The sequence below is a fragment of the Jannaschia seohaensis genome, assembly GCF_900116765.1.
Classification (GTDB): Bacteria; Pseudomonadota; Alphaproteobacteria; order Rhodobacterales; family Rhodobacteraceae; genus Jannaschia; species Jannaschia seohaensis.
On the sequence record NZ_UETC01000011.1, the window covers coordinates 62,676 to 87,632 of the forward strand.

23 protein-coding genes are annotated in these 24,957 nt (G+C 69.3%); 4 read left to right on the forward strand and 19 right to left on the reverse strand.

What is annotated here, in order from left to right; translation table 11 throughout:
• Nucleotides 1–54: 54 nt before the first annotated feature.
• The gene (locus tag DTQ71_RS17825; protein WP_109565659.1) at nucleotides 55–1,512 is read right to left on the reverse strand and encodes a trehalase family glycosidase; all 1,458 of its coding nucleotides are present in this window, start codon (nucleotides 1,510–1,512) and stop codon (nucleotides 55–57) included.
• Nucleotides 1,513–1,754: 242 nt separating this feature from the next.
• Here DTQ71_RS17825 and ptsP point away from each other — a divergent pair, with 242 nt between their 5' ends.
• A complete protein-coding gene (gene ptsP, locus DTQ71_RS17830; protein ID WP_109565660.1) occupies nucleotides 1,755–3,983 on the forward strand; it encodes a phosphoenolpyruvate--protein phosphotransferase in 2,229 nt (742 codons plus the stop codon).
• Between the two features lie 78 nt (nucleotides 3,984–4,061).
• Here ptsP and rsgA read toward each other — a convergent pair whose 3' ends face one another.
• The 6 genes from rsgA to DTQ71_RS17860 form a co-directional block, all read right to left on the reverse strand.
• Nucleotides 4,062–5,081: a ribosome small subunit-dependent GTPase A gene (rsgA, locus tag DTQ71_RS17835; RefSeq protein WP_245947637.1), complete on the reverse strand. Its 1,020-nt coding sequence runs from the start codon at nucleotides 5,079–5,081 to the stop codon at nucleotides 4,062–4,064.
• 378 nt (nucleotides 5,082–5,459) lie between these two features.
• A complete protein-coding gene (locus DTQ71_RS17840) occupies nucleotides 5,460–6,227 on the reverse strand; it encodes an FCD domain-containing protein (protein ID WP_109565661.1) in 768 nt (255 codons plus the stop codon).
• An 81-nt stretch (nucleotides 6,228–6,308) separates the two neighbouring features.
• A complete protein-coding gene (locus DTQ71_RS17845; RefSeq protein WP_109565662.1) occupies nucleotides 6,309–6,956 on the reverse strand; it encodes a YiaD family glycine zipper/OmpA-like lipoprotein in 648 nt (215 codons plus the stop codon).
• A gap of 309 nt (nucleotides 6,957–7,265) precedes the next feature.
• Nucleotides 7,266–8,450 carry an amino acid aminotransferase gene (locus DTQ71_RS17850; RefSeq protein WP_109565663.1) on the reverse strand — a complete coding sequence of 395 codons (1,185 nt, stop codon included), beginning with the start codon at nucleotides 8,448–8,450 and terminating at the stop codon, nucleotides 7,266–7,268.
• Nucleotides 8,451–9,302, reverse strand: a complete 852-nt coding sequence (gene sseA, locus DTQ71_RS17855) for a 3-mercaptopyruvate sulfurtransferase (RefSeq protein WP_109565664.1) — start codon at nucleotides 9,300–9,302, stop codon at nucleotides 8,451–8,453.
• Nucleotides 9,303–9,414: 112 nt separating this feature from the next.
• On the reverse strand, nucleotides 9,415–10,077 hold the full coding sequence (locus DTQ71_RS17860; protein WP_109565665.1) for an MOSC domain-containing protein: 663 nt from the start codon (nucleotides 10,075–10,077) through the stop codon (nucleotides 9,415–9,417).
• 181 nt (nucleotides 10,078–10,258) lie between these two features.
• Between DTQ71_RS17860 and DTQ71_RS17865 the strand changes: the two genes are divergently transcribed.
• A complete protein-coding gene (locus DTQ71_RS17865) occupies nucleotides 10,259–10,906 on the forward strand; it encodes a 50S ribosomal protein L25/general stress protein Ctc (RefSeq protein WP_109565715.1) in 648 nt (215 codons plus the stop codon).
• Nucleotides 10,907–11,205: 299 nt separating this feature from the next.
• Here the strand turns inward: DTQ71_RS17865 and DTQ71_RS17870 are convergent, their stop codons facing one another.
• The 3 genes from DTQ71_RS17870 to DTQ71_RS17880 all read right to left on the reverse strand — a co-directional run bounded on the left by DTQ71_RS17870 (nucleotide 11,206) and on the right by DTQ71_RS17880 (nucleotide 14,098).
• Nucleotides 11,206–12,282, reverse strand: coding sequence for a YeeE/YedE family protein (locus DTQ71_RS17870; protein ID WP_109565666.1), 1,077 nt, complete (start codon nucleotides 12,280–12,282; stop codon nucleotides 11,206–11,208).
• 87 nt (nucleotides 12,283–12,369) lie between these two features.
• Complete coding sequence (locus DTQ71_RS17875) at nucleotides 12,370–13,062, reverse strand: NAD(P)-dependent oxidoreductase (RefSeq protein ID WP_245947639.1); 693 nt, start codon at nucleotides 13,060–13,062, stop codon at nucleotides 12,370–12,372.
• Nucleotides 13,063–13,111: 49 nt separating this feature from the next.
• The gene (locus DTQ71_RS17880) at nucleotides 13,112–14,098 is read right to left on the reverse strand and encodes a Gfo/Idh/MocA family protein (RefSeq protein WP_109565667.1); all 987 of its coding nucleotides are present in this window, start codon (nucleotides 14,096–14,098) and stop codon (nucleotides 13,112–13,114) included.
• Nucleotides 14,099–14,264: 166 nt separating this feature from the next.
• Between DTQ71_RS17880 and DTQ71_RS17885 the strand changes: the two genes are divergently transcribed.
• Together DTQ71_RS17885 and DTQ71_RS17890 are read left to right on the forward strand one after the other, a co-directional pair.
• Nucleotides 14,265–14,720 carry a GAF domain-containing protein gene (locus DTQ71_RS17885; RefSeq protein ID WP_146204892.1) on the forward strand — a complete coding sequence of 152 codons (456 nt, stop codon included), beginning with the start codon at nucleotides 14,265–14,267 and terminating at the stop codon, nucleotides 14,718–14,720.
• 331 nt (nucleotides 14,721–15,051) lie between these two features.
• Nucleotides 15,052–15,567 carry a VPLPA-CTERM sorting domain-containing protein gene (locus tag DTQ71_RS17890; RefSeq protein ID WP_170125487.1) on the forward strand — a complete coding sequence of 172 codons (516 nt, stop codon included), beginning with the start codon at nucleotides 15,052–15,054 and terminating at the stop codon, nucleotides 15,565–15,567.
• A gap of 54 nt (nucleotides 15,568–15,621) precedes the next feature.
• Here the strand turns inward: DTQ71_RS17890 and DTQ71_RS23600 are convergent, their stop codons facing one another.
• The 9 genes from DTQ71_RS23600 to DTQ71_RS17935 all read right to left on the reverse strand — a co-directional run bounded on the left by DTQ71_RS23600 (nucleotide 15,622) and on the right by DTQ71_RS17935 (nucleotide 24,950).
• Entirely contained in the window at nucleotides 15,622–15,786 is a 165-nt protein-coding gene (locus DTQ71_RS23600; RefSeq protein ID WP_170125488.1) for a hypothetical protein, read from the reverse strand.
• A gap of 3 nt (nucleotides 15,787–15,789) precedes the next feature.
• Nucleotides 15,790–17,247: an NAD-dependent succinate-semialdehyde dehydrogenase gene (locus tag DTQ71_RS17895; RefSeq protein ID WP_109565670.1), complete on the reverse strand. Its 1,458-nt coding sequence runs from the start codon at nucleotides 17,245–17,247 to the stop codon at nucleotides 15,790–15,792.
• Nucleotides 17,240–18,208, reverse strand: coding sequence for an aldose epimerase family protein (locus DTQ71_RS17900; RefSeq protein ID WP_109565671.1), 969 nt, complete (start codon nucleotides 18,206–18,208; stop codon nucleotides 17,240–17,242). Before DTQ71_RS17900 ends, DTQ71_RS17895 begins: the two co-directional genes overlap by 8 nt.
• A gap of 209 nt (nucleotides 18,209–18,417) precedes the next feature.
• Nucleotides 18,418–19,320, reverse strand: a complete 903-nt coding sequence (locus DTQ71_RS17910; protein ID WP_109565673.1) for a hydroxyacid dehydrogenase — start codon at nucleotides 19,318–19,320, stop codon at nucleotides 18,418–18,420.
• Nucleotides 19,321–19,419: 99 nt separating this feature from the next.
• On the reverse strand, nucleotides 19,420–20,514 hold the full coding sequence (locus DTQ71_RS17915; RefSeq protein ID WP_109565674.1) for a Gfo/Idh/MocA family protein: 1,095 nt from the start codon (nucleotides 20,512–20,514) through the stop codon (nucleotides 19,420–19,422).
• On the reverse strand, nucleotides 20,511–21,839 hold the full coding sequence (locus DTQ71_RS17920) for an L-fucose/L-arabinose isomerase family protein (RefSeq protein ID WP_109565675.1): 1,329 nt from the start codon (nucleotides 21,837–21,839) through the stop codon (nucleotides 20,511–20,513). Before DTQ71_RS17920 ends, DTQ71_RS17915 begins: the two co-directional genes overlap by 4 nt.
• Nucleotides 21,836–22,864, reverse strand: a complete 1,029-nt coding sequence (locus DTQ71_RS17925; protein ID WP_109565676.1) for a tagatose 1,6-diphosphate aldolase — start codon at nucleotides 22,862–22,864, stop codon at nucleotides 21,836–21,838. Before DTQ71_RS17925 ends, DTQ71_RS17920 begins: the two co-directional genes overlap by 4 nt.
• On the reverse strand, nucleotides 22,861–23,697 hold the full coding sequence (locus DTQ71_RS17930) for a PfkB family carbohydrate kinase (RefSeq protein ID WP_109565677.1): 837 nt from the start codon (nucleotides 23,695–23,697) through the stop codon (nucleotides 22,861–22,863). Before DTQ71_RS17930 ends, DTQ71_RS17925 begins: the two co-directional genes overlap by 4 nt.
• Nucleotides 23,694–24,950: a cytochrome-c peroxidase gene (locus DTQ71_RS17935; RefSeq protein WP_109565678.1), complete on the reverse strand. Its 1,257-nt coding sequence runs from the start codon at nucleotides 24,948–24,950 to the stop codon at nucleotides 23,694–23,696. The genes DTQ71_RS17930 and DTQ71_RS17935 overlap by 4 nt, the downstream gene beginning before the upstream one ends.
• Nucleotides 24,951–24,957: the final 7 nt, after the last annotated feature.

Consider the following 24,957-nt stretch of genomic DNA (forward strand, 5'->3'; position numbering starts at 1 on the left):
GCCCTGGCCCGCCGCGCCGGTCGCCGGTCCTCGCTCGGATTGCGGGCACGATCATCAGCGCGCGGCGGGCGTCTCCTCCAGGGAGAGATCCTGGTAGACGCCGTTCGTCCAACCGAAGCCGTCCTGCAAGGGATATTCGCCGCCTCCGGCCGCGTCTCCGGGCGACAGGACGTTGTATTTTTCGACGAATTTCCCGGTCTTGCGGAAGATCAGGTCGCAGGTGTTCAACCAGCGGCGCTTGAGATCGTCGGCCAGGGCGTCATGCCCGTAGCGGCGCAAGCCCTGGATGGCGATCCATTGCAGCGGCGCCCACCCGTTCGGGCTGTCCCATTGCTCCCCGCTCTCGATATCGGTCGTCAGCAATCCACCCGGCGCGAGCAAGGTGCGCCGGACCCAGTCCGCAGAGCGATCCGCCTGGGACTGCGTGGCGACACCGGCCCAGAGCGGAAAGAGGCCCGCAGCCGTGTTCCGGTCCGACAGCGTGTCGCGGCTGATCCGCCGGTCGAAGAAATAGCCCTTTTCGTCGTCCCACATGCCGGCGCGGATCTTCTCCGCCCGCGCGTCGGCCGCCGCGCGATAGCGGCGCGACAGATCGGGGTCGTCCGAGGCCGCCTCGGAAAGGATCGTCTCGGTCACGAAGAGGATCGAATTCAGATCGACCGGCCAGATGTCGGTGGCGTGGATCGTGGCGAGCTCGCTAGGGTCGGAAAGCCAGCGCGAGGAGAAATCCCAACCGCTTTCGGCACCGGCCCGGAGATTTCGGAACAGCGCAGCCGGCGCCTCGACCCGTTCGGCGAGTTCCAGATCGGCCCCCAGCATTTCGGGCCGCGGCGTCTCTTCCTCGTCCCAATAATGCGCCAACCCGTTCACCGTGCGCTGAGGCTGCAAGAAGAAGCGGTGCTCCATCCGCATCGCGTCGAGATACTCCGCATAGACGGATTGCAGGTCGCCGGTCGCCCGACCGTAATCCCGCACCATGCTCGCGAAGAAGGGCGGCTGCGAGCGCGACAGCAAATAGGTTCGGAACCCGTTGGGGATGTGGCCGACCGACCGGATGGTATCGGCGAAATTGTCCAGCATGTCCCGGACCGGTGCGAACTGGCCCGTTCGGAGCAGGCCCAGATGCGAGAAATAGCTGTCCCAGTAATAGCTTTCCTGGAAGCGCCCCCCGACGACCACATAGGGCCTGGTCAGCGAGATCCGGCTGGAGAAGGCGTCCGGGCGATCCGGGGCGCGAATCAAGACCGGCCAAAGCCGCGCCAGGTGCTCCAAAGGCCCGTGGCGCGGATCGGTGCGGAAACTCTCGTCAGGGGTGCGCACAGGACGGAAATGCGCGTCATAGAATGCGGACAGGTCGACAGGCCCCACCGCCTTGGCTTCACGATAAGCCGCGAGAATCTCGGCCGGATCCGACAGGAGAACCGAATCCGCGATCGCCTTTCCGTCGGCCCAATGGCCGGATGTGTGAAGATCGACGAACAGCTCCTCGAGAGCGATTTCTGGCCGCAGCATGATTGATCCTTACTGTCAGGTCGGCGGCCGCTTTCTGCAACAAGCCCCCTCGAAGTTAAAGCAATCCCCCCGGGGGCGGGCTTTGCGCGGTGCGGCAAGGGTATGCGGCCGTCGGCCCGGGGTGGCCGCGAGTCGGGTCACGCGCGGTCCGCAAGACCGGCTGGCCTGTGCGGATGGCCACGATCCCTTTGCCCCCCTCCCCCCGCTCGCCTATAGATCGGACGCAAGGCAAGGAGCGCAGAATGCCGATCAGGGACACCGAAAGCCGCAATCTCTTGCGGCGGCTCCAGGCCGTCATGGCCGAGGCGGCCCAGGGTCAGGAGCGGCTCGACCGGATCGTGAATCTGGTGGCGACCTCGATGCGGACCGAGGTCTGCTCGATCTACCTGCATCGCGACGCCAACACGCTGGAGCTTTGCGCGACCTTCGGCCTGAAGCCCGAGGCCGTTCACGTCACCCGGATGCGCGTGGGCGAAGGACTGGTCGGCCGCGTCGCCCGCTACCGCCAGGCAATCAACACGCCCGACGCGCCCTCGACCAAGGGCTTCCGCTACATGCCCGAGACCGGCGAGGAGGTCTATTCGTCCTTCCTCGGCGTCCCGATCCAGCGCCTGGGCGAACGGCTGGGCGTGCTGGTCGTCCAGTCCAAGGACGCGCGCGACTATTCCGAGGACGAGATCTACGCGCTCGAAGTCGTGGCCATGGTGCTGGCCGAGATGACCGAGCTGGGTGCCTTCGTGGGCGAGGGCGAGGCCCTGCGCCCCCGCCACCGCGAACAGGTGCTGATCCGGGGCATCACCGGGCAAGAGGGTTCGGCCGAGGGCGTCGTCCATCTCCACGACCCCCGCGTCGTGGTCACCAACCCGGTAGCGGAGGATCCCGAGCAGGAGAAGGCCCGCCTCTCCGAGGCGATCGAGAAGATGCGCCTGTCCGTCGACAAGATGCTGACGGATATCGGCCACGACCGGGAGCAGGCGGAAGTGATCGAGGCCTTCCGCATGTTCGCCTATTCCCGCTCCTGGCTGAGACGGATGGAGGCGGATATCGACGCCGGTCTCACGGCCGAGGCGGCGGTCGAAAAGGAACAGACGGCGGCCCGCGCGCGCATGGCCGCGGCCGATCCCTATCTGCGCGACCGGCTGGCCGATCTGGACGACCTGTCGAACCGGCTCCTGCGGATGCTCACCGGCCAGGGGCGCGCGACCTCCAACCTGCCCGAAGGCGCGGTGCTGGTGGCGCGCAATATCGGCCCCGGAGAGCTGCTGGAATATGGCCGCCGGCTCAAGGGCGTCGTACTGGAGGACGGGGCGGTCGGCAGCCATGCCGCCATCGTGGCGCGCGCCTGGGCGATTCCGCTGGTGCTCCAGGCTAGCGGCATCACCACCGAGGCGCTTTCGGGCGATCCGATCCTGGTCGATGGCGACCAGGGGGTTGTCCATCTGCGCCCCGACGAAGCGGTCCGCGCCGCCTTCGCCGACAAGCTCGCCATGCAGGCCGAGGCGCAGAAGCGCTACGCCTCCATCCGCGACCGCTCCTGCGTGACCGCGGATGGGCACAGGATCGAGCTGTTGATGAATGCCGGGCTGATGGCGGATTTGCCCTCACTTCCCTCTTCGGGGGCGGAGGGCGTGGGCCTCTTCCGCACCGAATTGCAGTTCCTGACGCGCAACAAGGTGCCTCGCCGGGCGGAGCTGGCCGCGCTCTATGCCACCGTCATGGACGCCGCCCAGGGCAAGCCGGTCAACTTCCGCACGCTCGATATCGGGTCGGACAAGGTGCTGCCCTACATGAAGAAACAGGACGAGCCGAACCCGGCGCTCGGCTGGCGCGCGATCCGGGTGGGGCTCGACAAGCGCGGCGTCATGCGGATGCAGTTGCAGGCCCTGCTGCGGGCCGCCCAAGGGCGGCCGCTCTCGATCATGTTCCCCTTCATCGCCCAGCTCGAAGAGTTCCTCGCCGCCCGCGCGCATCTCTACCGCGAAATCCATCGCGAGAAGTCGCTCGGCCATGTCCTGCCCGAATCATTGCGCATCGGCGCCATGCTGGAGACGCCATCCATGGCCTTCTCCCCGCGCAAATTCTTCGAGGAGGCGGATTTCATCTCTATCGGCGGCAACGACCTGAAGCAGTTCTTCTTCGCCGCCGACCGCGAGAACGAACGCGTGCGGCGGCGCTACGACACGCTCAATGTCAGCTTCCTGTCGCTGATCGAGCAGATCGTCGGCCGCTGCGCCGAGACGAATACGCCGGTCAGCTTCTGCGGCGAGGATGCGGGACGGCCCGTCGAGGCGCTCTGCTTCGCGGCGATGGGACTGCGCTCGCTGTCGATGCGGCCGGCCAGCATCGGGCCGGTCAAGCACATCCTGCTGCGCTCGAACCTGGCCGAGGTGAAAGCCGTGATCGCCGAGGCGCGGGAAGCGGGCGAACAGACCGTGCGCCCGGCGGTGATGGAATATCTGCGCAACCGCTGACGGGCGCCGGGCGCGGGGCATATGTCTTGCGCGCCACGCCGGGCAAAGGCGTTACGGGCGCCCGCAGCTCCGAATGCGTCAGCGGCGCTTGGCCCGCGTCGCGGCGCGGACCTTCTTGCCGAACGCCTTGTCGCGCCGACGTCGCTCGGCAATGTCGGCGGTGTTATGCGCGTCCTCGGCGGCCAGCTTGCGCCAGCGCTCCAGACGGTCCGGGTCCAGATCGCCCGCGGCGACGGCCGCGCGGACAGCGCAGCCGGGCTCGCTCAGATGGGCGCAATCAGAAAAGCGGCAGCCGCCGGCGAGTTCGGCGATGTCGGCGAAGACTTCCCCGATCCCCCCCGCCGCGTCGGTCAGTTGCAACTCCCGCATGCCGGGCGTGTCGATGACGCAGAAGCCCCCCGGGACCACATGCAGCTCCCGCCGCGTGGTGGTGTGCCGGCCGCGGGCGTCATCCTCGCGGATGGCGCCGGTCGCGGCGGTCTCGACCCCTGCCAGCGCGTTGAGCAAGGTCGACTTGCCGACCCCGGACGTGCCCAGAAATGCCACTGTGCGCCCCGGCCCGCACCAGGGCATCAGCGCCTCGCGCGCGGCCGCCGCCTTGGCGTTCACGGCAAGCACCGGAACCAGCGGAGAGAGCGCGGCGGCCCGGGCCACATAGTCATCGACCTCGTCGCTCAGATCGGCCTTGGTGAGCACGATCACCGGATCGCAGCCCGCCTCGAAGGCGAGCGCGAGATAGCGTTCCAGCCGGGCGACGTTGAAATCGGCATTGCAGGAGGTGGTGACGAAGACCGTGTCGACATTCGCCGCGACCAGCTGCACTTCGCGGTCGCGCCCAGGCGCGCGCCGGCGGATGAGGGAGCGGCGCTCCAGCGGCCGCCCATCGCCGCCGAGCAGCAGCCAATCCCCGACCGTGACCTCCGCATCGGGCGGGAGCGTCTCGGCCCGCCCCTCCCCCTGCACGTCGAGCCCCGAGCGATGCACGCGCATGACCCGAACCGGCGGCGTCTCCGTCAGCGCGTCGGCATCGATCTGCGCGGCGAAGAATGGATGCCAGCCGAGTTGGGCGAGGGTTAGGGCAGGAGGGGGCGTGGTCACTCCCAAGGCTCCGTCGATATTGGCCCGTCCGGGACGGGCAAGACAGGATCTATCGGAGGCCGCCCCGTCGCACAATTACGTTGCTCAGGACCGGACCCAAGGCGGTTGATCGCTTGCGGCAAGACGTCGGTCACGCGGGGGACTCCCCTGAGCGACCGCGCGACGGCTTTGGCTCTCCGGCGCGGGGGCCGAGGCTTCGACCGATACGGTGGGGGCGTTCGCTGGAGCCAGGTCGATGGACGCGATCTCATGCGCGGATGCCTTCGAAAGCTCAATCGCCGGCCAGGGCGGCGGAGGCGCGGGTTCCCTTGGCTGACACGGCCACGCGCGCCGCCGGAGGCTCCGATCCCCTGCGCGCGGCTGCGCCCCCCTCGGAGCCTAGCGCTCCACCTCATGCGCGAGCCGCAACCGCGCCGTGTCCTCGTGCCGCTCGGCCTCCCGCTGGCTGCGCAGGGCCATGCGGACGAAGTCCAGATGCGCCTCCACCGCGCCGCGCGCCGCGTCCGGGTCGCGCGCGTGCAGCGCGGCGTCGATCGCGCGGTGCTGGTCCAGCAGCATGTCGCGGGTGTCGCGGTGATGGAACATGACGGAGCGGTTGTAGAACACCCCCTCGCGTAGCAGATCCATCATCGCGCGCATCATGTGCAGCATGATGACGTTATGGCTGGCCTCGATGATCGCCATGTGGAAGTCGGCATCCAGGGCCGCTTCCTCGCTGGGATCGCGCTTAAGATGGGCGGCTTCCATCTTGCGCAGGATCGTGCGGATCAGTTCCAGATCCGTGGCCGATCCCTGCATGGCGGCGCGGGCCGCGGCCAAGCCCTCCATGTCGCGGCGAAAGGCGATGTAGTCGTCCAGCGCGTCGTCCTGCGAGGCGAAGAGCTGGATCAGCGCGGGCGAGAAGGCGGACCCCAGGACGTCGGCCACGAAGATGCCCGCGCCCGCACGCGGGGCCAGCAGGCCGCGGGCCTGAAGCTCCGCCACGGCTTCCCGCAGGGACGGGCGCGAGACGCCGAGACGGTCGGCCAATTCACGCTCGGGCGGCAGGCGCTCGCCCGGGCGGAGGATGCCGTGCAGGATCAGACGCTCGATTTGCCGCACCACGGCGGTGGCCAGCTTCTCGGATTCGATCCTGGTGAATGGCATCGTCGGCGCCCCTTTTGGTCAAATAATATGACCGGACGTGGCGGTCCGCCAGTCCGGTCATGTCATGGGGCGCGACGGGCGTCAGGCGTTCGGCGTGATGACGATCTCGACCCGGCGGTTGCGCTGCTTGCCCTCGGGGGTGTTGTTGGTCGCGATCGGCTGGCTCTCGCCCCGGCCGATGGCCCGGATGCGGAAGGCGGGCACGCCCGTCTCCAGGAGAACACCGGCCACCGCGCGAGCGCGGCGCTCGCTCAGGTCCTGGTTATAGGCGGCGGAGCCGTCGCTATCGGTATGGCCGATCACCTGCACGGTCGTGTCCGGATATTGCTGGAGGTTGCGGCCCAGCGCACGCAGATCGCCTTGCAGATCGGCGCGCAGGTTGGCGCTGTCGGTCGCAAAGAGGATGTCCTGCGGCATCGTCACGATCAGCTGCTGGCCGGTGTTCGTGATCACGATCCGGTCGTCGCCCAGCTGGCGGCGCAGATCGGCGGCCTGCCGGTCGAGCGCGTTGCCGATGGCCGCGCCCACGCCCGCGCCGACGGCGGCACCGATCAGGGTGGACCGGGTGTCGCGGTCGCCGGTGGCATTCCCGATGGCAGCGCCGGCCAAGCCGCCAATGATCGCGCCGCTGGCGGTGCGGTTCGGCTCTCCGGTGGGCGTGGTCACGCAGCCCGCCAGCATCAGAGAAGCGGCGGCGGCAATCACGGGGGTCTTGGCGAGAAGCGTCATGAGTCTCTTTCCATTTGTTCGGGCCGCGCAACGGCGCGCCTTCGGGCGCGGTAATACCGGGTCGGACGGGCGACAGGCAATGCGCCGCCCGCGTTATCGCATAGCGCGCGGAGGTTTGCCAGTCGCGCGACCCCGCCCGGGGGATAGGCTATCCTCCGCTAGCGGGTCCGTCCGACAGGGCGCACGAGGTACAGCCGCGGCCCATCGGACGACCCCGCCAATCCCGGCGCTGGCCGGGCCGAATGGGCCCGCCCGCGCGCAGGCGTCCGTCGGCAAGGCGATGAGCCACCGGCGGGACGGCGCGCCGCCCTAGACCCCCGCCGCCACGATGGCATCCGCGAGCAGCGGCACCGTCGCGCTGTTGAGCCCGGCGATGTTCATCCGCGAGTCGCCGACCATGTAGACGCCGTGATCCCGCCGCATCGCCTCCACCTGCTCGGGCGTGGCGCCCAGGCGGGAGAACATGCCGCGATGCGCCGCGAGAAAGCCGAAGCGGTCCGATCCGACCCGGTCGCGCAACGCAGCGGCCAGTTGCTCGCGCAGGCCGAGCATGCCCAAGCGGACCTCCTCGAGTTCCGCCTCCCAATCCGCGCGCAGCGCGTCGTCGGTCAGGATCGTCGTGACGACCCGCGCCCCGTGATCGGGCGGGAACGAGAAGTTCATCCGGTTGAGCATGGCCAGCGCGCCCTGCGTCACGGGAACCGCGTCCGTCGACGGGGCGATGGCCATCAAGAGACCGGTCCGCTCCCGGTAGATGCCGAAATTCTTGGAGCAGGAGGCAGCGATCAGCATCTCGGGCACCGTCCGGGCCAGGATGCGCGTCCCCTCGGCATCGGGCTCCAGGCCGTCGCCAAAGCCCTGATAGGCGATGTCCACGAAGGGCACCGCGCCCCGCCGCGTCAGCAGCGCAGCCACATCCCGCCATTGGTCCGGCGTCAGGTTCGCGCCAGTGGGGTTGTGGCAGCAGCCATGCAGTATCACCGCGTCGCCCGGCGCCACCTCGGCCAAGTCGGCCATCATGCCGTCGAAATCGACGCCGCCGGTCTCGGCGTCGAAATAGCGGTAGCTGGGCGTCTCGATGCCGAGATAGGCCGCGATGGCCGGATGGTTCGGCCAGGTCGGGTTCGACAGCCAGAGGCGTGCGCCCGGCGCCGCCATGCGGATCAGCTCCAGCCCCTGACGGATCGCGCCGGTCCCGCCGGGCTGCGCGGCGCAGGCGAGGCGGTCGCGCGGCGCGTCCGGGCCGAGGATCAGCGCCGAAAGCGCGTCGGCGAAGGCCGGGTCGCCCGCGAGGCCCGTATAGGTCTTGGTCTCCTGCGTCTCGACCAGCTGCCGCTCGGCCGCCTTGACCGCCCGCATGATCGGGGTCCGCCCGCTGGCGTCCTTGTAGACGCCCACGCCCAGGTCGATCTTGCCCGGCCGCGGATCGTCGCGGAAGGCGGCCATCAGCGCCAGGATCTTGTCGGGGGCCTGCGGTTTCAGGTCGGTCAGCATTCAGGCGTCTCCGGTCGCGATCTTGAGGTCTGGATACATGCCCCATTCGGCCCAGGAGCCGTCATAGAGCGCGTGATCGGTATGGCCGATGCGCGCCAGGGCGAGGTTGAGGATGGCGGCGGTCACGCCCGAGCCGCAGCTGGTCACGATCGGCCGGTCGAGATCGACGCCCGCCTCGGCGAAGGCGGCGCGCAGCGCGCCCGGGTCCTTCATGGTGCCATCCGCGTTCAGGAGCGTGCCGAAGGGCAGATTGCGCGAGCCCGGGATATGGCCCGCCCGCAGACCGGGCCGCGGCTCCGGCGCCTCCCCGCGGAAGCGGGCGGCGGCGCGGGCGTCGACGATCTGGGCAAGGCCGAGCTTGCTGGCGCGGGCGACCTCGGTCACGTCGCGCATCAGTTCGGGGTGGCGCGTCACGGTCATGTGGCGGTCGCGGATCTGCGGCGGCTCCGACGTGACCGGCCGCCCCTCGGCCCGCCACTTGGGCAGGCCGCCATCCAGAACGGCCGCCCGCTGCCCGAAGAGCCGGAACAACCACCAGAGCCGCGCCGCCGAAAACAGCCCCGCCCCGTCATAGACGACGATCGTATGCCCGTCGCCCACGCCCAGCCGCCGCATCCGCGACATGAACTTCTCCAGCGGCGGAGCCATATGGGGCAAGCTGGAGCGGCCATCGCTCACATCGTCCAGCGCGACGAAGCGGGCGCCCGGGATATGCGCCTTGGCATATTCCTCCAGCGGGTCGCGCCCGGCATTGGGCAAGTACCAGGAGGCGTCGAGTATGCGCAGATCCGGCGCGGTCAGCCGCGCGGCCAGCCATTCCGTCGAGACCAGGGTGGCGGGATCGTCGATCATCGGGTTCCTTTCATCGGTCTGCGCATCGGTGCTCGCTGGCCGCCCAGAGGCCTGCGCAGCGCCGTGAGGGGTCGAGACCCGGGACAGCGGAGGACTGTGCGGGCCGTATCGGTCATGCGCCCGCCTCCGCCCGCTGGGCCCGCTCGGCGAAGAGCTTACGCCAAGTCGGGTCGAGATCGGCAAGGCCGGCCAGTTCGGCCAGGACGGCTCGCTCGGCCCCCGGATCGAACAGCGCTGCCGCGGCCCGGCGCACGGACCAATCGCCATGGGGTCGCTCCAGCAGCGACACCTCGTCGCCCGCCGCCACCGCGCCCGGCTCGATCACGCGCAGATACCAGCCGGTGCGCAGCGTCTCCCGTACGCGCAGGACCATATCTTCGACGCCGACATGGGCGGCCAGCTTCCAGCAGGGCTGCCGCCCCTGGCTGATGGCCACCGTCGCGGTGCCGAAGCGCAGGACGTCGCCGATACAGACATCCTCCTCGGTCCAGTCCGGCAGAGAGACGTTCTCGCCGAAGCCGCCAGGGGCGAAGCGGGGGTTGGGGCCCAAATCCGCCTCCCAGGCAGGGTAATGCGCGGCGGGATAGACATGCACGGCCTTGCCCTCCCCGCCATGGACGCGCAAATCGGCCTGGGCATCGCCATCGAGCCCTGTGGCGCCCAGCGCGACGGGTCCGTCCACGGCCCGCTTGCCGATGGCCGAGGGCGGCTTGCCGGGCCACCGCGCCTCGACGCGGCCCAGATAGATGACCGTAACGGTCGTTCGGTCGGTCATTCGGACCCCTCGGCTGGCCTGTCACGGATTAGACCCCGCGCGCCTGCGACGCAACGCGCGGCACGCGCGGAAAAGGGGAAAACGGGGTTGCCAGACTTCTCCCTCTCTTCTAATGGGCGGCCTTCACCCCGGGCGGACACCCTTGGAGGCCGCCCGAATCTACGAATTGGAGTATAACGACATGGCTGGTGAGATTCCGGATCTCGTGGCAATGGCACGGACGGGGACGGGCAAGGGGGCCGCTCGTCAGGCACGCCGGGACGGCATGGTCCCGGGCGTTGTCTATGGCGGCGGGGCCGACCCGATGCCGATCCAGATCCCCTTTAACGAGCTTCTCAAGAAGCTGAAGGCCGGGCGCTTCCGCGCGACCCTGTGGAACCTGAAGATCGAAGGGCAGGAAGACGTGCGCGTCATCTGCCGCGACGTTCAGCGCGACGTGGTCAAGGATCTGCCCACCCATCTGGACCTGATGCGCCTGCGCCGCACGTCCAAGGTCAACCTGTTCATCCCCGTGGTCTTTGAAGGCGTCGACGGCTCGCCCGGCGACAAGCAGGGCGGCGTCCTCACCGTCGTGCGCCCCGAGGTGGAACTGCGCGTGACCGCCGGCGACATCCCCGAGCAGATCGTCGTGGATTGCTCCAAGATGGAGATCGGCGACACGATCCACATCTCGGATGCGACCCTGCCCGAAGGCGTCAAGCCGACGATCGACCGGGACTTCGTTCTGGCCAACATGCAGGCGCCTTCGGGTCTGGCCTCGCAGAAGGACGAAGAAGAGACCCCCGAGACCGAGGTCATCAATCAGTCCGGCGAGAGCGCCGAAGACTGATCGTCCTGCCCTTGCAAGAAAAGGGGCGTGGATCCGACCGGATCCACGCCCCTTTTTCGTCCGATGGAGAGATCGGACGGCTGATCGCTGGCGCGCTAAGGCGTCATGGCTGCCGACGGCCATAAGGGGATGACATCGGCAGGCCGTGACCCGCACGGACCCGCCCTGCGCCAGCCCAAGGACGAAAGGCTGCGCAGCCGAGGCTGCGGCGAGACGGAAGGTGCTGAGAAAGAGCCGGAGCAATCCTCGGCAGACCGGCCATCGGTTCCTCCTTAGGCATGGCGCGGTGGGGCTCTGCCTCAAGCCCCTGCGCTCGGGAGGGGGGCCCGGCCTTCCGCCGCTCCATCGATCAGCCGATCCGCCGCCATGCCGCCCACCCACATCGCCGTCAGCGCGGCCCAGGCCGTCAATGCGAAGGTCGAGGCGCCGGTCACCCCCGCCCCGATGGTGCAGCCTCCGGCTGTCATCGCGCCAAAGCCCATCAGCGCCGCGCCGGCCAGATAGCGCCGCATCGCCCCGGCCCCGTCCCAGCCCTGCCAGGCGAGCCGCCCCGCGGCCCAAGCCGACAGGAAGGCCGCCAAGGCCACGCCGGGAACCAGACCGATATCGAAGTCCAGCCCGTGCCCCTCGGCCAGGAGATACATCAGCACATCGGCCGACGGGCCCGAGAAGGTGAGGCTCCCGAGCGCGACGGGCTCGAAGCTGACCCGGCCAAGCATCGCCGTCAGCCCCCAACCGAGCGCCACGGCAAACCCCACGCCGCATGCAAAGACGAGGGTCGAGAACGACACCCGGGCCCGCCGCGCGATGATCAAGGCGAGCACGGCGAAGGCCAGCCCCACCAAGAGACCGCCGCGTTGCCCCAGGCCGGACTCGAGCAAGAGGTCCGGATTCGTTCCATCGGTGACCCAGAACCCCGAGACCGCCTGACGCAAGGGGTTCAGCGCACCGTGCAGGCTCATCTGCGCCACGACAGCGAACACGAGGCCGGACAGGATCGCCCGCAGATTTCCCGTCGCCCCGAGCACCAGCAGCCGCCCCGGACAGCCCCGCGCCAGGACCATGCCGACGCCGAAGACCAGCCCTCCGATCACCGCCCCCGAGAGCGTTCCCGGCGAGGCCAGCCAGCGGCTTTGACCGAGATCCACGAAGCCGGTGGCGTCCATCGCCTGGGTCCACACGACCCCGGTCGAGAAGGTCAGCAGCCAAACCGCCGGCCGCGGCCCCAACGAGCCCCGCGCGGTCTCGACAGCCGCGGCGCGCAGGCAGAAGCCGCTCCGCTCGGCGGAGAGACCGAAGACGATCCCCACGAACAGACCGGCCAGGGCGGCCGCCCTCGGTTCACCCAGCGCGTCAACGATGCCGATCAAGTCCATGGGGTCCCCTCCGCGAGCCTCGGGAAGCGGTCAGCGCAGGGCCGCGCCCCCGTCGTTGATCTGCATCAGGCCCGGAGGGCGCGTCCGCTATCGGACGATTTCCCTCAGCACCGCATCCGGCCCGGACTTCGCCGGGTCCTCGGGCCGCGCGATGGCGGGGGTCTTGCGGATATGCAGGTCACGCTCGGCGCAGGCCAGCATGAAGGCGGCGAGGTCGCCCGTCCGTGTGCGGATCAGATCCTCCGGGATCACCTCGGGAAAGACCCGGTAATCGCCCGAAGGCCCCTCGTCCAGCAGCCAGCCGGGGCGCACGGCCGTCCAGCGCAGGGTCTCGGTGGCTCGCAACAGGCGCTCCATCTCGCCCAGCTGCTCGAAGATCGCGCGCAGGCCCGTCTCGGCGGCGGCCCGGAACCAGATCGGCCCCCGCGCCCGGGTCTCGACGAAGCTGGCCGAGATCGTCACCAGCCGGTCCACCCCGACGGCGCGCATCGCCAGGATCAGGTTCAGAGTCCCCTGGCTGTGCAGCTTGGGCGGGTCGATCACGGCGCGGGGCCCGGCCTCGATGCCCACAGCGTTCAGTACGGCGTCGGTTCCCTGCAGAAGGGCCTCCAGGCCCTCCCGCTTCATCAGGTCGCCCTTTTGCCAGCTCAGGCGATCATGTCGCCGTTCTGGCATGGAAGTCGCGTGATAGATGGCCCGGACAACGTGGCCCGCCGCCAGCGCGGCATCGACAAGACGGGTGCCGGTGGCGCCTTGGGCGCCGAAGATCGTCAGGTGCATCCGCGGGTCCCCCTTCGCCGATCAACCGCGCAGCCCGCCGCCAGTTCCCTCAGGCCGGGGGGCGCCCGCCGGCCGCCGCATAGGCCATGTCGATCACCCGTTGCGTGCCCGCCGCGTCCTCCAGCGTCCAGGGGAAGGCCGCCTCGCCCCGGATCGCGGCCCCGAACGCCTCGACCTGATGGACATACTGGTTCAGACCCGGCCAGGTCCGCCGGTGGGTGACGAAGTCCCGCCCACGCCATTCCACCACGGCTTCGCCGAACTTCGCGGCGTTGAACGGGGCGGTCACGCGGATGATCCCGGCATCGCCATGGAACAGCATGAATTGCTCCGGCAGCATCCGCATGGAGTTGACCCAATGGGCGGTGAAGCCGGGGAAGCGGGCCGAGACCCGCGCGACCACGTCGCAGCCGGCCTCCCAGTCGAGATCGGCATGGGTGATCGCCTCCGGTTCCGCCCGGGTGGCCCAACGGGTGGAGCCATAGGTGTAGACGCCGATATCGGGCAGCGCCCCACCGCCCATCGCGGCCGTGTTGCGGATATTGCCCGGGTCGGCGGAGTTGTTATAGGTGAACACCCCCTCGACATGGCGAAGCTGCCCCGGCACGCCGTCGTCGATTAGCTCGCGGACGAACTGCCATTGCGGGTGGTGGACGATCATATAGGCCTCCGCCGCCTGGAGCCCGGTCGCGTCGCGCGCCGCGATCAGGGGGGCGATGCCCGCCTCGGTCATGGCGAGCGGCTTCTCCACCAGGACGTGCTTGCCCGCCTCAAGCGCCTTCACGCCCCATTCGACATGCATCGTATGCGGCAGCGGCACGTAGACCGCGTCGATCCCGGGATCAGCCAACAGAGCATCATAGCTCTCATGCACCCGCAGACCCGGCGCGAGATCCGCGAAGGGCGCGGCCTTGGCCGCGTCCCGCGTGGCCAGGGCCGCCAGGACATGGCCTGACGCCGCATGGATCGCGGGCGCCATGGAGCGGCGCGCAAAGTCCGAGGCGCCCAGCACCCCCCAGCGGATCGGATCGGTCATGTCGGAACTCCCTCGCGTCTTGGCTCGCCGCGGACAGTCGGCACGCCACCGGGCCGCGTCAAGCCATCGGAGAAGAGAACCGGTGCCGGATGACAAACCGGCCGGCGCGCAGTAGCGTGCCCCGGTCGGGGCCAATTTCCGGGCCGACCCGCGACAAGAGTAGTGAATGCGTATGTTCGAGGATATCGCCTCGCAGGTGGATTTGATGCGGGTGCTTCGAGAAAGACTCTCGGTCTTTTACGTCTTTTCCAACGAGATCCTCGGGGACATGCTGCATGTCCGGGCCGCGTCCTTCGCCGGCCCCAACCGGCTCGACCCTCGCGACAACCCGGGCCGCTACGCCGTCCCGCTCGATCTGACATTCTGCCGGGAGACGCTGTCACTCGGCATGTCGCTGGCCATTTCCGAGACCCACACCCATCCCCTCGTGCGCAACAGCCCGGCGCTCGGCGGGTGCGGGGCCGGGGTGGCGGCCTATCTGGGCGTGCCGGTCCCCGGCGCCAAGCGCACGCTCTGCGCGATGCATGTCCAACGCCGGCCCTGGAGCGATGGCGACATCCAGATGATGCGAGAGGCCGCGCGGACCAGCGCGACCCTGCCCTACTACCCGCCGGAGGATTGAGCCTCGGGCGGCGGTGGGCCGGCCTCTGTCGGATCCGTTCGCCCGGACGCGATCCAAGCCGACCCCTCTAACCGGTCCCGCGGGCACGCTCTGCAAGATGCACGGACGCCGCAGGCCCCGAGGCCGCACGACATCCCTCGGATGCAACTGGCGGAGCGGGTCCGCTAGAACCTTGCGCCCAGGCGGCGGGCCTTCCCGCGCAGGGCCGCGCAGTCAGCCGGATAAGTCTGCATGTCGGCATCAGCCCTTCGGAGACGGCCCGTGCCTGCTTGACAGCCGAGGGCGACCCTATGCCGTCCTGCGAGGGATACACCGACGGCTGAAGGATCATATGAAATACGTCAAGCTCGCGGCGATCCTCGGCCTTCTGGCCTCACCTGCACAGGCGGTCACCTTCAACATCGACTTCGGCAGTTCCGGCGGCGCCACCGGCACTGTCTCGTTCGACGATCTGGGCAGGACGGGCACTTTCGATTTCTTCGCGCTGACGAACCGGACGTTCACCGCAACGTTCGGAGCGGTGACCTACACGCTGGCCGATGCCACGACGACCGCGGTAACGCAGGTCCTGATCACCGGCCTATCGGGCAGCCGCAGCCTTGTCTTCAGCGGAGACGGCAATGGGCCGCAGACGGGGTCGATCGAATTCCTGGCTCCGGGAGGCGGACGCCTTCTCACCTTCGGTCCGACCGGTTTCGAAGGTCTCTATGCCGAAACCAATGTGACCTCCGTCCCGCTGCCCTACACCGCGACCGAAGCAGCGGCTGCCGTCCCGCTCCCGGCCTCGGCGCTGCTGCTTCTAGCTTCGCTCGCGGGCCTCGGCATCGCCGCGCGCCGCCGCGCCTGACCTCGGCCAAGCCGGGCACCCTGCCTGTCGGAGCCCCCGGCCAGCGCCGGAGGCTCAGTCCTCGTTCGACTCCCGCTCCTCGCGTTCCTCACGCTCCCAGCGCTTGATCCGCCGACGCTCCATGAACCAGAACACCGCCGCGACCAACAGGACAGTGCCCCAGATCCAGGGCGCGGCTGCGTTTTCGAAGCCGCGCCCCATCGTGGGGAAGTCGAACACCGATCAGATGCCGTCGATGCAGACGTATTTCGTCTCCAGGTAGTCCTCCAGACCCTGCGAGCCGCCCTCCTTGCCGAGACCGCTCTCCTTGACGCCACCGAACGGCGCCTCGACCGTGGTGATGAGGCCCGAGTTGATGCCGATCATGCCATAGGCCAGCCCCTCGTTGAGGCGGAAGGCCCGGCCCAGATCCTGGGTATAGGCATAGCAGGCGAGGCCGTAGACCGTGGCGTTGGCCATCTCGATGGCCTCTTCCTCGGTCTCGAACTTGAAGACCGGGGCAAGCGGGCCGAAGATCTCCTCGGTGGCGAATTTCATCGCCTGGGTCGCGCCGGTCACGACGGTCGGCTGGAAGAACGTGCCGCCATTGCCGTGGCGGCCGCCGCCGGTGACGACCTCGCCGCCCTTTTCCTTGGCGTCGGCGACGAACTCCTCGACCTTCTCGACCGCATCCATGTCGATCATCGGGCCCTGCTCGACGCCCTGCTCGCGCCCATCCCCCACTTTCAGCGCCTCGGTCTTCTCCACCAGCCGCTTGACGAAGGCGTCATGGATGCCCGCCTGCACATAGATGCGGTTGGCGCAGACGCAGGTCTGGCCCGCGTTGCGGAACTTCGACACCATCGCGCCCTCGACGGCGGCCTCGATATCGGCGTCGTCGAAGACGAGGAAGGGCGCGTTGCCGCCCAGCTCCATCGAGACCTTCTTGACCGTGTCCGCGCTCTGCCGGATCAGCTCCTTGCCGACCTCGGTGGAGCCGGTGAAGGTGATCTTGCGGACCTCCGGCGCGGCCATCATCGCGCCCGCGATTTCGCGCGCCGAGCCGGTTACGATATTCACCACGCCCTTCGGATAGCCCACCTCTTCGCACAGCGCGCCCCAGGCCAGCCCGCTATAGGGCGTGGCCGTCGCGGGCTTGGCCACGACGGTGCAGCCCACGGCGAGCGCGGGCGCGATCTTGCGCGCCAGCATCGACGAGGGGAAGTTCCAGGGCGTGATCATCCCCACCACGCCGATGGCGTGCTTGGTCACCAGGATGCGGCGCCCGTTCACGCCGGCGGGCACGATCTCGCCCTTGGCGCGGCGCGCTTCCTCGGCGAACCAGCGGACATATTGCGCGCCGATGGCGATCTCGCCCTTCGCCTCGGCCAGCGGCTTGCCCATCTCGACGGTCAAGAGCTCGGCCAGCTCCGCCTGATTGTCCATCAGCGCGTCATGCAGCTTCCACAGCAGGCCGCAGCGCTCCATCAAGGGTAGCTCGCGGAAGGCGGGGAAGGCGGCAGAGGCGGCGGCGATGGCGCGCTGCGTCTCGGCGGTTCCGGCCTTCGGGACCGTGCCCAGCACGCTGCCGTCGACCGGGTTGGTCACGTCGATAGTCGCGCCGCTATCGGCGCCCACCCAGGCGCCGTCGATCAGATTGGCCTGCTTCATCCAGGCTTTGAAGTCGGTTCCGTCAAGCATCGGGCTCTCCTTTCGAGAAGCGGAAGGTTGTGGTCTGCGCATAGGTCTCGCCAGGGCGCAGGACCGCGTCGGGAAAATCGGGGCGGTTCGGGCTGTCGGGCCAGAGCTGCGGTTCGAGGGCAACGCCTGCATGGGCGCGATAGATCCGGCCCTCCAGGCCCGGAACCTGGGTATTCAGCTTGCCGCCATCGTAGACCTGCAACCCCGGCTCGGTCGTGGCGACGGTCATTGTAACGCCGGACGCCCGGGAGCGCAGCCAGGCCACGTCGCGCAGCGCCGTGCGGTCGTCGGACAGGCAAAGATTGTGGTCGAGCAGCCCTGGCTGCGCCAAGGCGCGGCCCTGGCGGAAGTCGAAATCCGTGCCGTCGACCGGGGCGACCCCGGTCGGGATCATCCCGTCATCGACGGGGGTATAGCGGTCGGCGGCGACGGTCAGGACGTGGTCGCCCACGGTGGCCTGCCCGTCCAGGTTCCAGTAGCTGTGATGCGCGAGGTTGCAGATCGTCGGCGCGTCCGTCACCGCCCGATAATCGGCCAGCAGCGTCGCGCCGGGCGCGCAGGCATAGCTGGCCTCGATCCGCATCGCGCCGGGATATCCCATCTCGCCATCGGCGAGTTCGATGGCGAAGATGATCCGGTCGGACTCGTGCGCGACCACGTCCCAGACCCGCTTGCCAATCCCGAGGCTGCCGCCATGCAGATGGTGCCGGTCCTGGAAATTGACGTCCAGCCGGTACTCCACCCCGTCCAGGGTGAACGACGCATTCCCGATCCGGTTGGCATAGCGCCCCGCCACGGCCCCCATGTAGTTCGAGAACTCTGGATAATGGTCCAGATCGGCCAGCCCCAGCACCAGCGGCGGCGCATGCCCCTCCAGACGCAGATCGTGCAGAACCGCGCCGAGATCGGTGAAAACCGCCGTCAGCCCATGGCCCGCGATGGTGTAGATCGGTCTTGCCATCACTCCCTCTCCTGCCCGGTTCCCTGCCCCCACCCTGCGGCCGGGTCAAGCGCGCCCACCGCAATCCTCATCTTGCCGGAAATACCTCGGGGGGCGGTCGGCGCAGCCGGCCGGGGGGCTGGCCCCCCTCCGATGCCGGGGCGAGCGCCGGCCTCCGCCCTCTTGACCTGCATCTCGGAGCGCATCGCCGGCATGACGTCTGCGCCCCCTCACACAAGGCCCAGATGGGACGCGACCTTGCGGGCGGTCATCTCCGAAACGCGGGTGTTCGCCTCCCGCGTGACCCCACCGATATGCGGAGTGAGGATCAGGTTCGGCACGTCGGTGAAGGGGTGGTCTGCGCCCAGAGGCTCGTCCGCGAAGGTGTCGAGCGCCGCGCCGCCCAACCGCCCGGCCCGCAGCGCCTCGCAGAGCGCGGCCTCATCGACCACACCGCCCCGGGCCGCGTTGACCAGCACCGCACCCGGTCGCATCGCGGCCAAGGCGCCCGCGTCGATCAGGTTCTTCGTCGCCTCGGTCAGCGGCACGTGGAGCGAGACGATGTCGGCCTGCTCCAACACCTCCTCCAGCGTCGCCTCCCGCGCGCCGTCGAAATCCGGGGCGAAGGGATCGGAGGCGATCACCTCCATGCCAAGCGCCCGGCCGAGGCGGCCCGTCACCCGCGCGATTTCGCCATAGCCGACGAGGCCGAGGATCTTGCCCGCGATCTCCCGTCCCTGCCCGGCCTGTGCCCGTGGCCACGCGCCCGCTTCCATCTGCGCGCGCAGGCCGTAGGCCCCGCGCAGCAGCATCGCGGCGGTGGTGACGACATATTCCGCCACCGAGAGCGTGTTGGCGCCGGTCGCGGGAAAGACCTCGATCCCGCGGGCGTGGCAGCCGTCGAGATCGATATTGTCGAGCCCGACGCCAAGCCGTCCGACACAGGCGAAGCCCGCGTCCAGGAGGTCCCCTCGCACCTGCGTGCGGTTGCGCACGATCAGCGCGCGCGCCTCCCGCGCGAGGCGCGCCAGGTCGTCCGGGCGGTCGGGGAGGTCGGGTTCGTAAGTGACGGGCGACCGTTCTCGGAGCCAATCGACCCAGGTCTCGTCCATGAATTCGGTGATGAGGATCATTCTGTCAGTGCCTGCTGTGAGGGCAGGACCGGGGGTTTCACACCCCCGGACCCCCGTGGGATATTTGAACAGGGAAGAAGGACGCAGCGCGCGCCCCCGTCACGGGGCGCGGCCCCGGAGATCGATGGCCTGGCCGGAGCGGGCGGATTCTTCGGCGGCCTCGCCCACCAGAACGGACCAATAGCCGTCTTCCAGCGTCACTTCCGGCGTGCCGGAGCCGCGGCGGACGAGATCGAGGAAGCGTTCGTGCTGGTAGAAGGTGGAGCCATGATGGTCGCCCGCGATCAGAAGCTCGGGTGGCGTGTGGACCACTTCCCGCACCTCCTTCTTGAGCGCGCGGATGGAGGTCACGAACTCCGCCTCGCGGGGGGCGCCGTCGGGCGCGAAGCGGGCGGGGCCCGGGATCAGCGCGTCGCAGCGGGCGCGGGGGCCGGTGACCGAGACGGACTCCTGCCAATGGCTGCCCTCGGCGAACATGCACAGATCGAGCATGCCTCGGGTGCCGTTCTCGAAATCGACGATCACGAAGGCGTTGTCGACGATGTCGGGAATGCCGCCGGCATAGCGCTCGTCCCGGTGGTTCACGTCGACCCCCGCGGAGGCGTAGACGCGGATCGGATCCGACCGCATGATGAGGCGCATCAGGTCCCAGAAGTGGCAGCACTTCTCGACCAGCGTGCCCCCGGTGCGCGCGTTGAACCGGTTCCAGTCGTTAACCTTGGGCAGGAACGGAAAGCGGTGCTCGCGGATAGCGACCATGCGGGGATCGCCGGTCGCGCCCTGCTCGATCGCGCTGAGCAGGCGCTGGATCGGAGGCATGTAGCGATACTCCATCGCCACCCAGATCGGCGACGGGCGCCCCTTGGCCATATTCAAGAGGTCCCGGCAGGCGGCGCTGGTGGTGGCCAGGGGCTTTTCGACCAGGATCGGCTTGTCGGTGGCCATCAGGCTCTGCAGCATCTCCGCATGCAGGTCGTTGGGCGCCGCGATCAGGTAGACGTCGCAATCGTCCCGGCGGATCATCTCGCCCGGGTCGGCATAGGCCGTAGCCTGGCCCGCGGTGGCCAGCGAGAGAGACCGCATCCCCTCATCCGGATCGGCGATGGCGGTGACAGCGGCGTCCGGAAGGAGGTTGATGTTGCGGATATGCTCCTGCCCCATCATGCCCGCGCCAATCAGTCCGTAACGGATCATGCCCCCAACTCCAGAAGGTCGATGCCCAAGCCGCGCGCGACCCCGGCCAGCGCGGGGCCGTGGTCGCCATAGGCGAGGGCCATGTGGTGCTCCAAGCCGCTGGCCATCACATCGGCCAGCACCGCGTCAGCGCCCCGGTCAAAGCGCAGCGTGCCGGAGGTGCCGGTGAAGGCCATCGGCGCCTCGATTATCTCGCCGGTGGCGATGATGACCTGCTGGCGCCCCCGCGCCTGGGACAGCCGAAACAGCGTCACGCGGCCGGGCTTGAGCGGGAATTCCAGCAGCAGCGCCTGTTTGCGGTTGGTGTGGACCGTCGCGGCCATCTCCCCCGCGGCCATCGAGGCGGGCGCCTGGCCGCAATGCCAGACCACGCCGGTCTCGCCATCCATATCGACGAGGTCGGCGAGGAAGACGGGCGCGTCGGCCACTTCCTGAAGGATGGCCTGGGTGACGGCGCCGTAGACATCGGCTTCGCAGGCGCAGGGGGTCCGGGCCTCGCCCAGCATCGAGACGGGGCCGCAGACGGCGCCGCCATATTCGGTGAAGGTCTCGGGCCAGCAGCGGATCGCCATGGCGTCGAAATGGTGCTCGTCGCGCAGACCCTCCAGCGCACCGGCAAGGCGGAGGGAGCGGTCGAGCTCGCCCCGGTCGAGCGTCTCGACGCCCGCCAGCGACTCGGCCTGGGCGACGTGGCGGGGGTCGGGGCCCTCCATCGCCCGCGCGCGGTCGAACAGGTCCGGCAGCTCCAGCTCCATCACCTCGGCGCCGGTCAGGGCGCGGAGCGCGGCCTTGTCATAGGCGCAGGTGTCGAAGCCGCCGGGGCGTTCCCCGATGCGGGCGATGCGCAGGTCGCGGCGGATCTCACGGGCAGGGGCGGTCGAGGGGGCACCGAGCTTCGGCGCCTGGACCGGACCCAGCAGCAGCGCGTCGAGGTCGGGGGTATCGCCATAGGCCCAGGTGAAGGGCCGGTCATTGAGACCCAGCGCATGGCTGAGCAGGTTCAGCCCACAGAAGGCATTGAGCCGCAGACGCCCACCGACCCGCGGCTCGGGCACAGCCCAGACAGCCACGGGGCCGGCGAAGCCGGTGGCGGCCTGGGTGGCGAAGGCCGCGTCGGTGAAGGTGACCTGAAGGATCAGAAGCGCGTCGGCCTCGGCCCACAGCGCCGACGGATCGGCCTCCATCAGCAGATGGCGCGGCCCGGTGATCTCATGGCCCGCGGCGTCGGCCCAGGCGTCGAGATGCGCCAGCATCGCGGCCAGCTTCTCTTCGGCATAGGGCACGTCGAAGGTGGGCCGCCCCAGCGGCAGAAGCGCGATCTTCATCGGATGTCCTCATAGCCGTGGCGGAAGCCCGCCGTGGGGTCGACAAAGGCGAGCCCGTCGCCGCCGTAGCAGGCATGGGTGTGCCAGGGCGTGGCCTTCTCGTCGGTCAGGGCGTTCAACCGCTCCATGTAGGGGACCGAGTCGCGGGTCAGCCCGGCGCGCATCGCCTCCATGTCCGGCCATTCGCGGAACGCGTCCAGCCAGATCGCTCGGCCCGCCAGATAACCCGAGGCGCCCGCCGCGTAGGCGTAGTCGAGCACGGTGGCGAAATCGTCCTTGCCCGCGCCCGCCGACAGCATCACCCAGGGCCGCGCGGCCAGCTTGCCCATCTCGTCGAAAAGGGCTTGGATCGAAGCGTCGCCGGCCGTGATGCCCTTGGCCGGGACCGGGCTCTCCAGCTTGAAGACGTCGACACCGTACTCGGCCCCGGCGAAATGCTCGACCGACTTCAGCACGTGGTCGGCGTGCTTCGTCGCCATCTCGGTATATTCGGAGGTCTGCTCCGCGTCGCTTTCCACCGGGTGGACCAGAAGTTCGAACAGGAAGGGAATGTCGTAGCGGGCGCAGAGATCGCCGGTCCGCTTGACGAAGTCCTCCTGCGCCACGCGCACCGTGTCCGAGATGTCGGGGCGGAACCAGGCCAGGACCTTCACCGCGTCGCCGCCCATGCGCTTGATCTTGCTCACGGACCAGTCGTCGATCTCGGCCGAATAGCGGCCCTGCCCCGTCTCCTCGAAGAGCGAGTCCTCCAAGGTCACGATCAGCCCCTTGCGTGGGTCGAAGACGCGCCAGCCATGGGGGATCGCGTAATGGGGATCGAGCAGCATGGCCGTCGAGGCGGGTTGCAGCGCCTCCAGCAAGGCGGTCTTGACGGCGGCCACGTCCTCCCAGGGGGCGTATCCGCCGCGCGCCTCGGCGATGGGGGCCTTGATCGGCGGGCGCTGATCGACCGCGGTCATCTTGAAGCGGCCTTCTGAGTCGGACATGCGGCGGAAGCCAAGCTGCTTGCCAGGGGTGAGAGTCATCGGAGGTCCTTTTCGGTCGGATAGGCGTCCCAGCCACCGGGCCGGGTGCATTTGAGCGCCGCGGCGCGGTTGGCGTAATCGGAGGCGGCGGCGCGGTCCTGGCCGCGCCCCAAGGCGAGCGCGAAGGCGCCGTGCCACAGATCGCCCGCGCCCAGCGTATCGACGGCGTCGATGGCGGGCGCGGGGACATGCAGGCCGTCGGCCCAGACGACACCAATCGGGCCGTCGGTATAGGCGACGTGCCCCGGCAGACGGCGCGCGGCCTGGGCAAGCGCCTCCCCAAGATCTTCGCATCCGGCAAAGTCGCGGAGGCCCGGTGCGCTGAAGACGGTGTGGGTGGCCAGGGCGGCGAGCGGCTCGGGCGTGTATTTCTCCCCGTCCAGAACGGCGGGCCGTCCGGCCTCGCGAGCGCTGCGCAGGACGGCCTCGGCCGCCTCGGGCCAGCGGCAATCGACGAGGGCGGCGTCGAAGTCCGGCAAGGCGGGCGGCGCGGTGGGCAGGTCCTCGCCAGGGAAGTTGACGATCATCCGCTCGCCTTCCGGGTCGACCATCACCGAGGAGAGCGGCGTGCGTCCGCCGCGCGCGAAGGCGGGGGTAACGCCCGCGGCCTCCAGCATCGCGGCCAGCTCGTCCCCGGTGGCGTCCGTGCCCATCCGCGTGACCAGCGTGACCGCCCCGCCCAGCCGCGCCGCGCCCACGGCGGCGTTGGCGGCGCAGCCGCCGCCGATCCGCTCGAAGCTGCGAGAGCGGTGCTTGCCTTCGGTCCGGGGCAAGGCGTCGACGCGCTGGACATAGTCCATCACCGCGATGCCCGCGACGAGCAATCGAGTCATCGCTCCACCTCCAGTCCCGAGGGCACGGCATCCGGCGGCCCGAGCCGCCCATGGCGGCTCGCCCCCCCTTCCAGCGCGCCCAGAAAGGCGACGAGATCGGCGATCTCCGCCTCGTTCAGCGCGACCGGTTCGATGGTGATCGTCGCCCGCACCCGCGCCATCTCCCGGCGGTCCTGCTGGATCACGAAGTCGATCGGTCGGAGCCAGTCCGCCGCGGGCAGCTTGGCCATCTGGGGCGTCCAGGCGTCCAGCGCCGCCAGCGGGTCCGCGTGATGGCGGATGATCCCCTCCAAGGTCGGGTAGGCGCCGTTATGGCCGTAGGGCGCGGTCAGCGTCACATTGCGCAGGCTGGGGGTCCGGAACTTGTAGGCATCCTCCAGATCGTCGGTCTCGGCCATTCGGCCCACATCGCGCGGCATCGGATCGAAGCGCCGCGTGCGGCCCGGGCCGAAAGGCGGCAGGCCCAGCGCGTGGAAGCCGTGATCGGTGAAGAGCGGCCCGGAATGGCAGGTGGCGCAATTGGCGCGCCCGAAGAACAGCTCGCGCCCGCGCTCCTGCGCCGGGGTGAGCGCGCCCTCTCCGGCGAGCCAGGCATCGTAGGGCGAATCCAGCGACCGCCACTCCGCGTTCATGAAATCTGCGAGCGCGATGGCGATATGCTCGATCCGCACGCCCTCGGTGCTCTCCAGGTCGAAGGCCGCCACCAGCGCATCGCCATAGGCGGGGATGGTCCGCACCCGCTTGGCGAGGATCGGCCAGCCCAGGTCGATCCGGTCCTGCACGGCGCCGATCACTTCGTTCTCGCCGGTGTTTCCGGCCATCTCGAACTGCGCCGTCATCGGGAAAAGGGCTTGCACGGTCAACAAGTTGGGCAGGCCGTCGGGCAGCCATTCCTCGGCCGGCGTGATCCAGCCGCGGCCATAGGCGTCCCCGCGCGAGATCCGCCCGTCATGGAAGAAGCTCTCGAACTCCACCGCGCCCAGGTTCCAGAGCGCGGGCGCGTTGCGCGGCACCCGCTTGCGGATCGCGTCGGGCCCTTCGCCGGCCGTCCGCTTCGTTCCGACGCCGGCGCCGCCCTCCCCGATCCCGAGGCTGAGCCCGTCGGCCGAGAACGTGTCGTGGTGGTGGCAGGTCGCGCAGGAGATGTTGCGGTTGCCCGAGAGGATCGGATCGTAGAACAGCAGCTGCCCGATCGCGGCCCTGTCCTCGCGGAAAGGGTGGAAGGCGACCTCTTCCGCCTTGGCAGGCGTCATCGGCCCG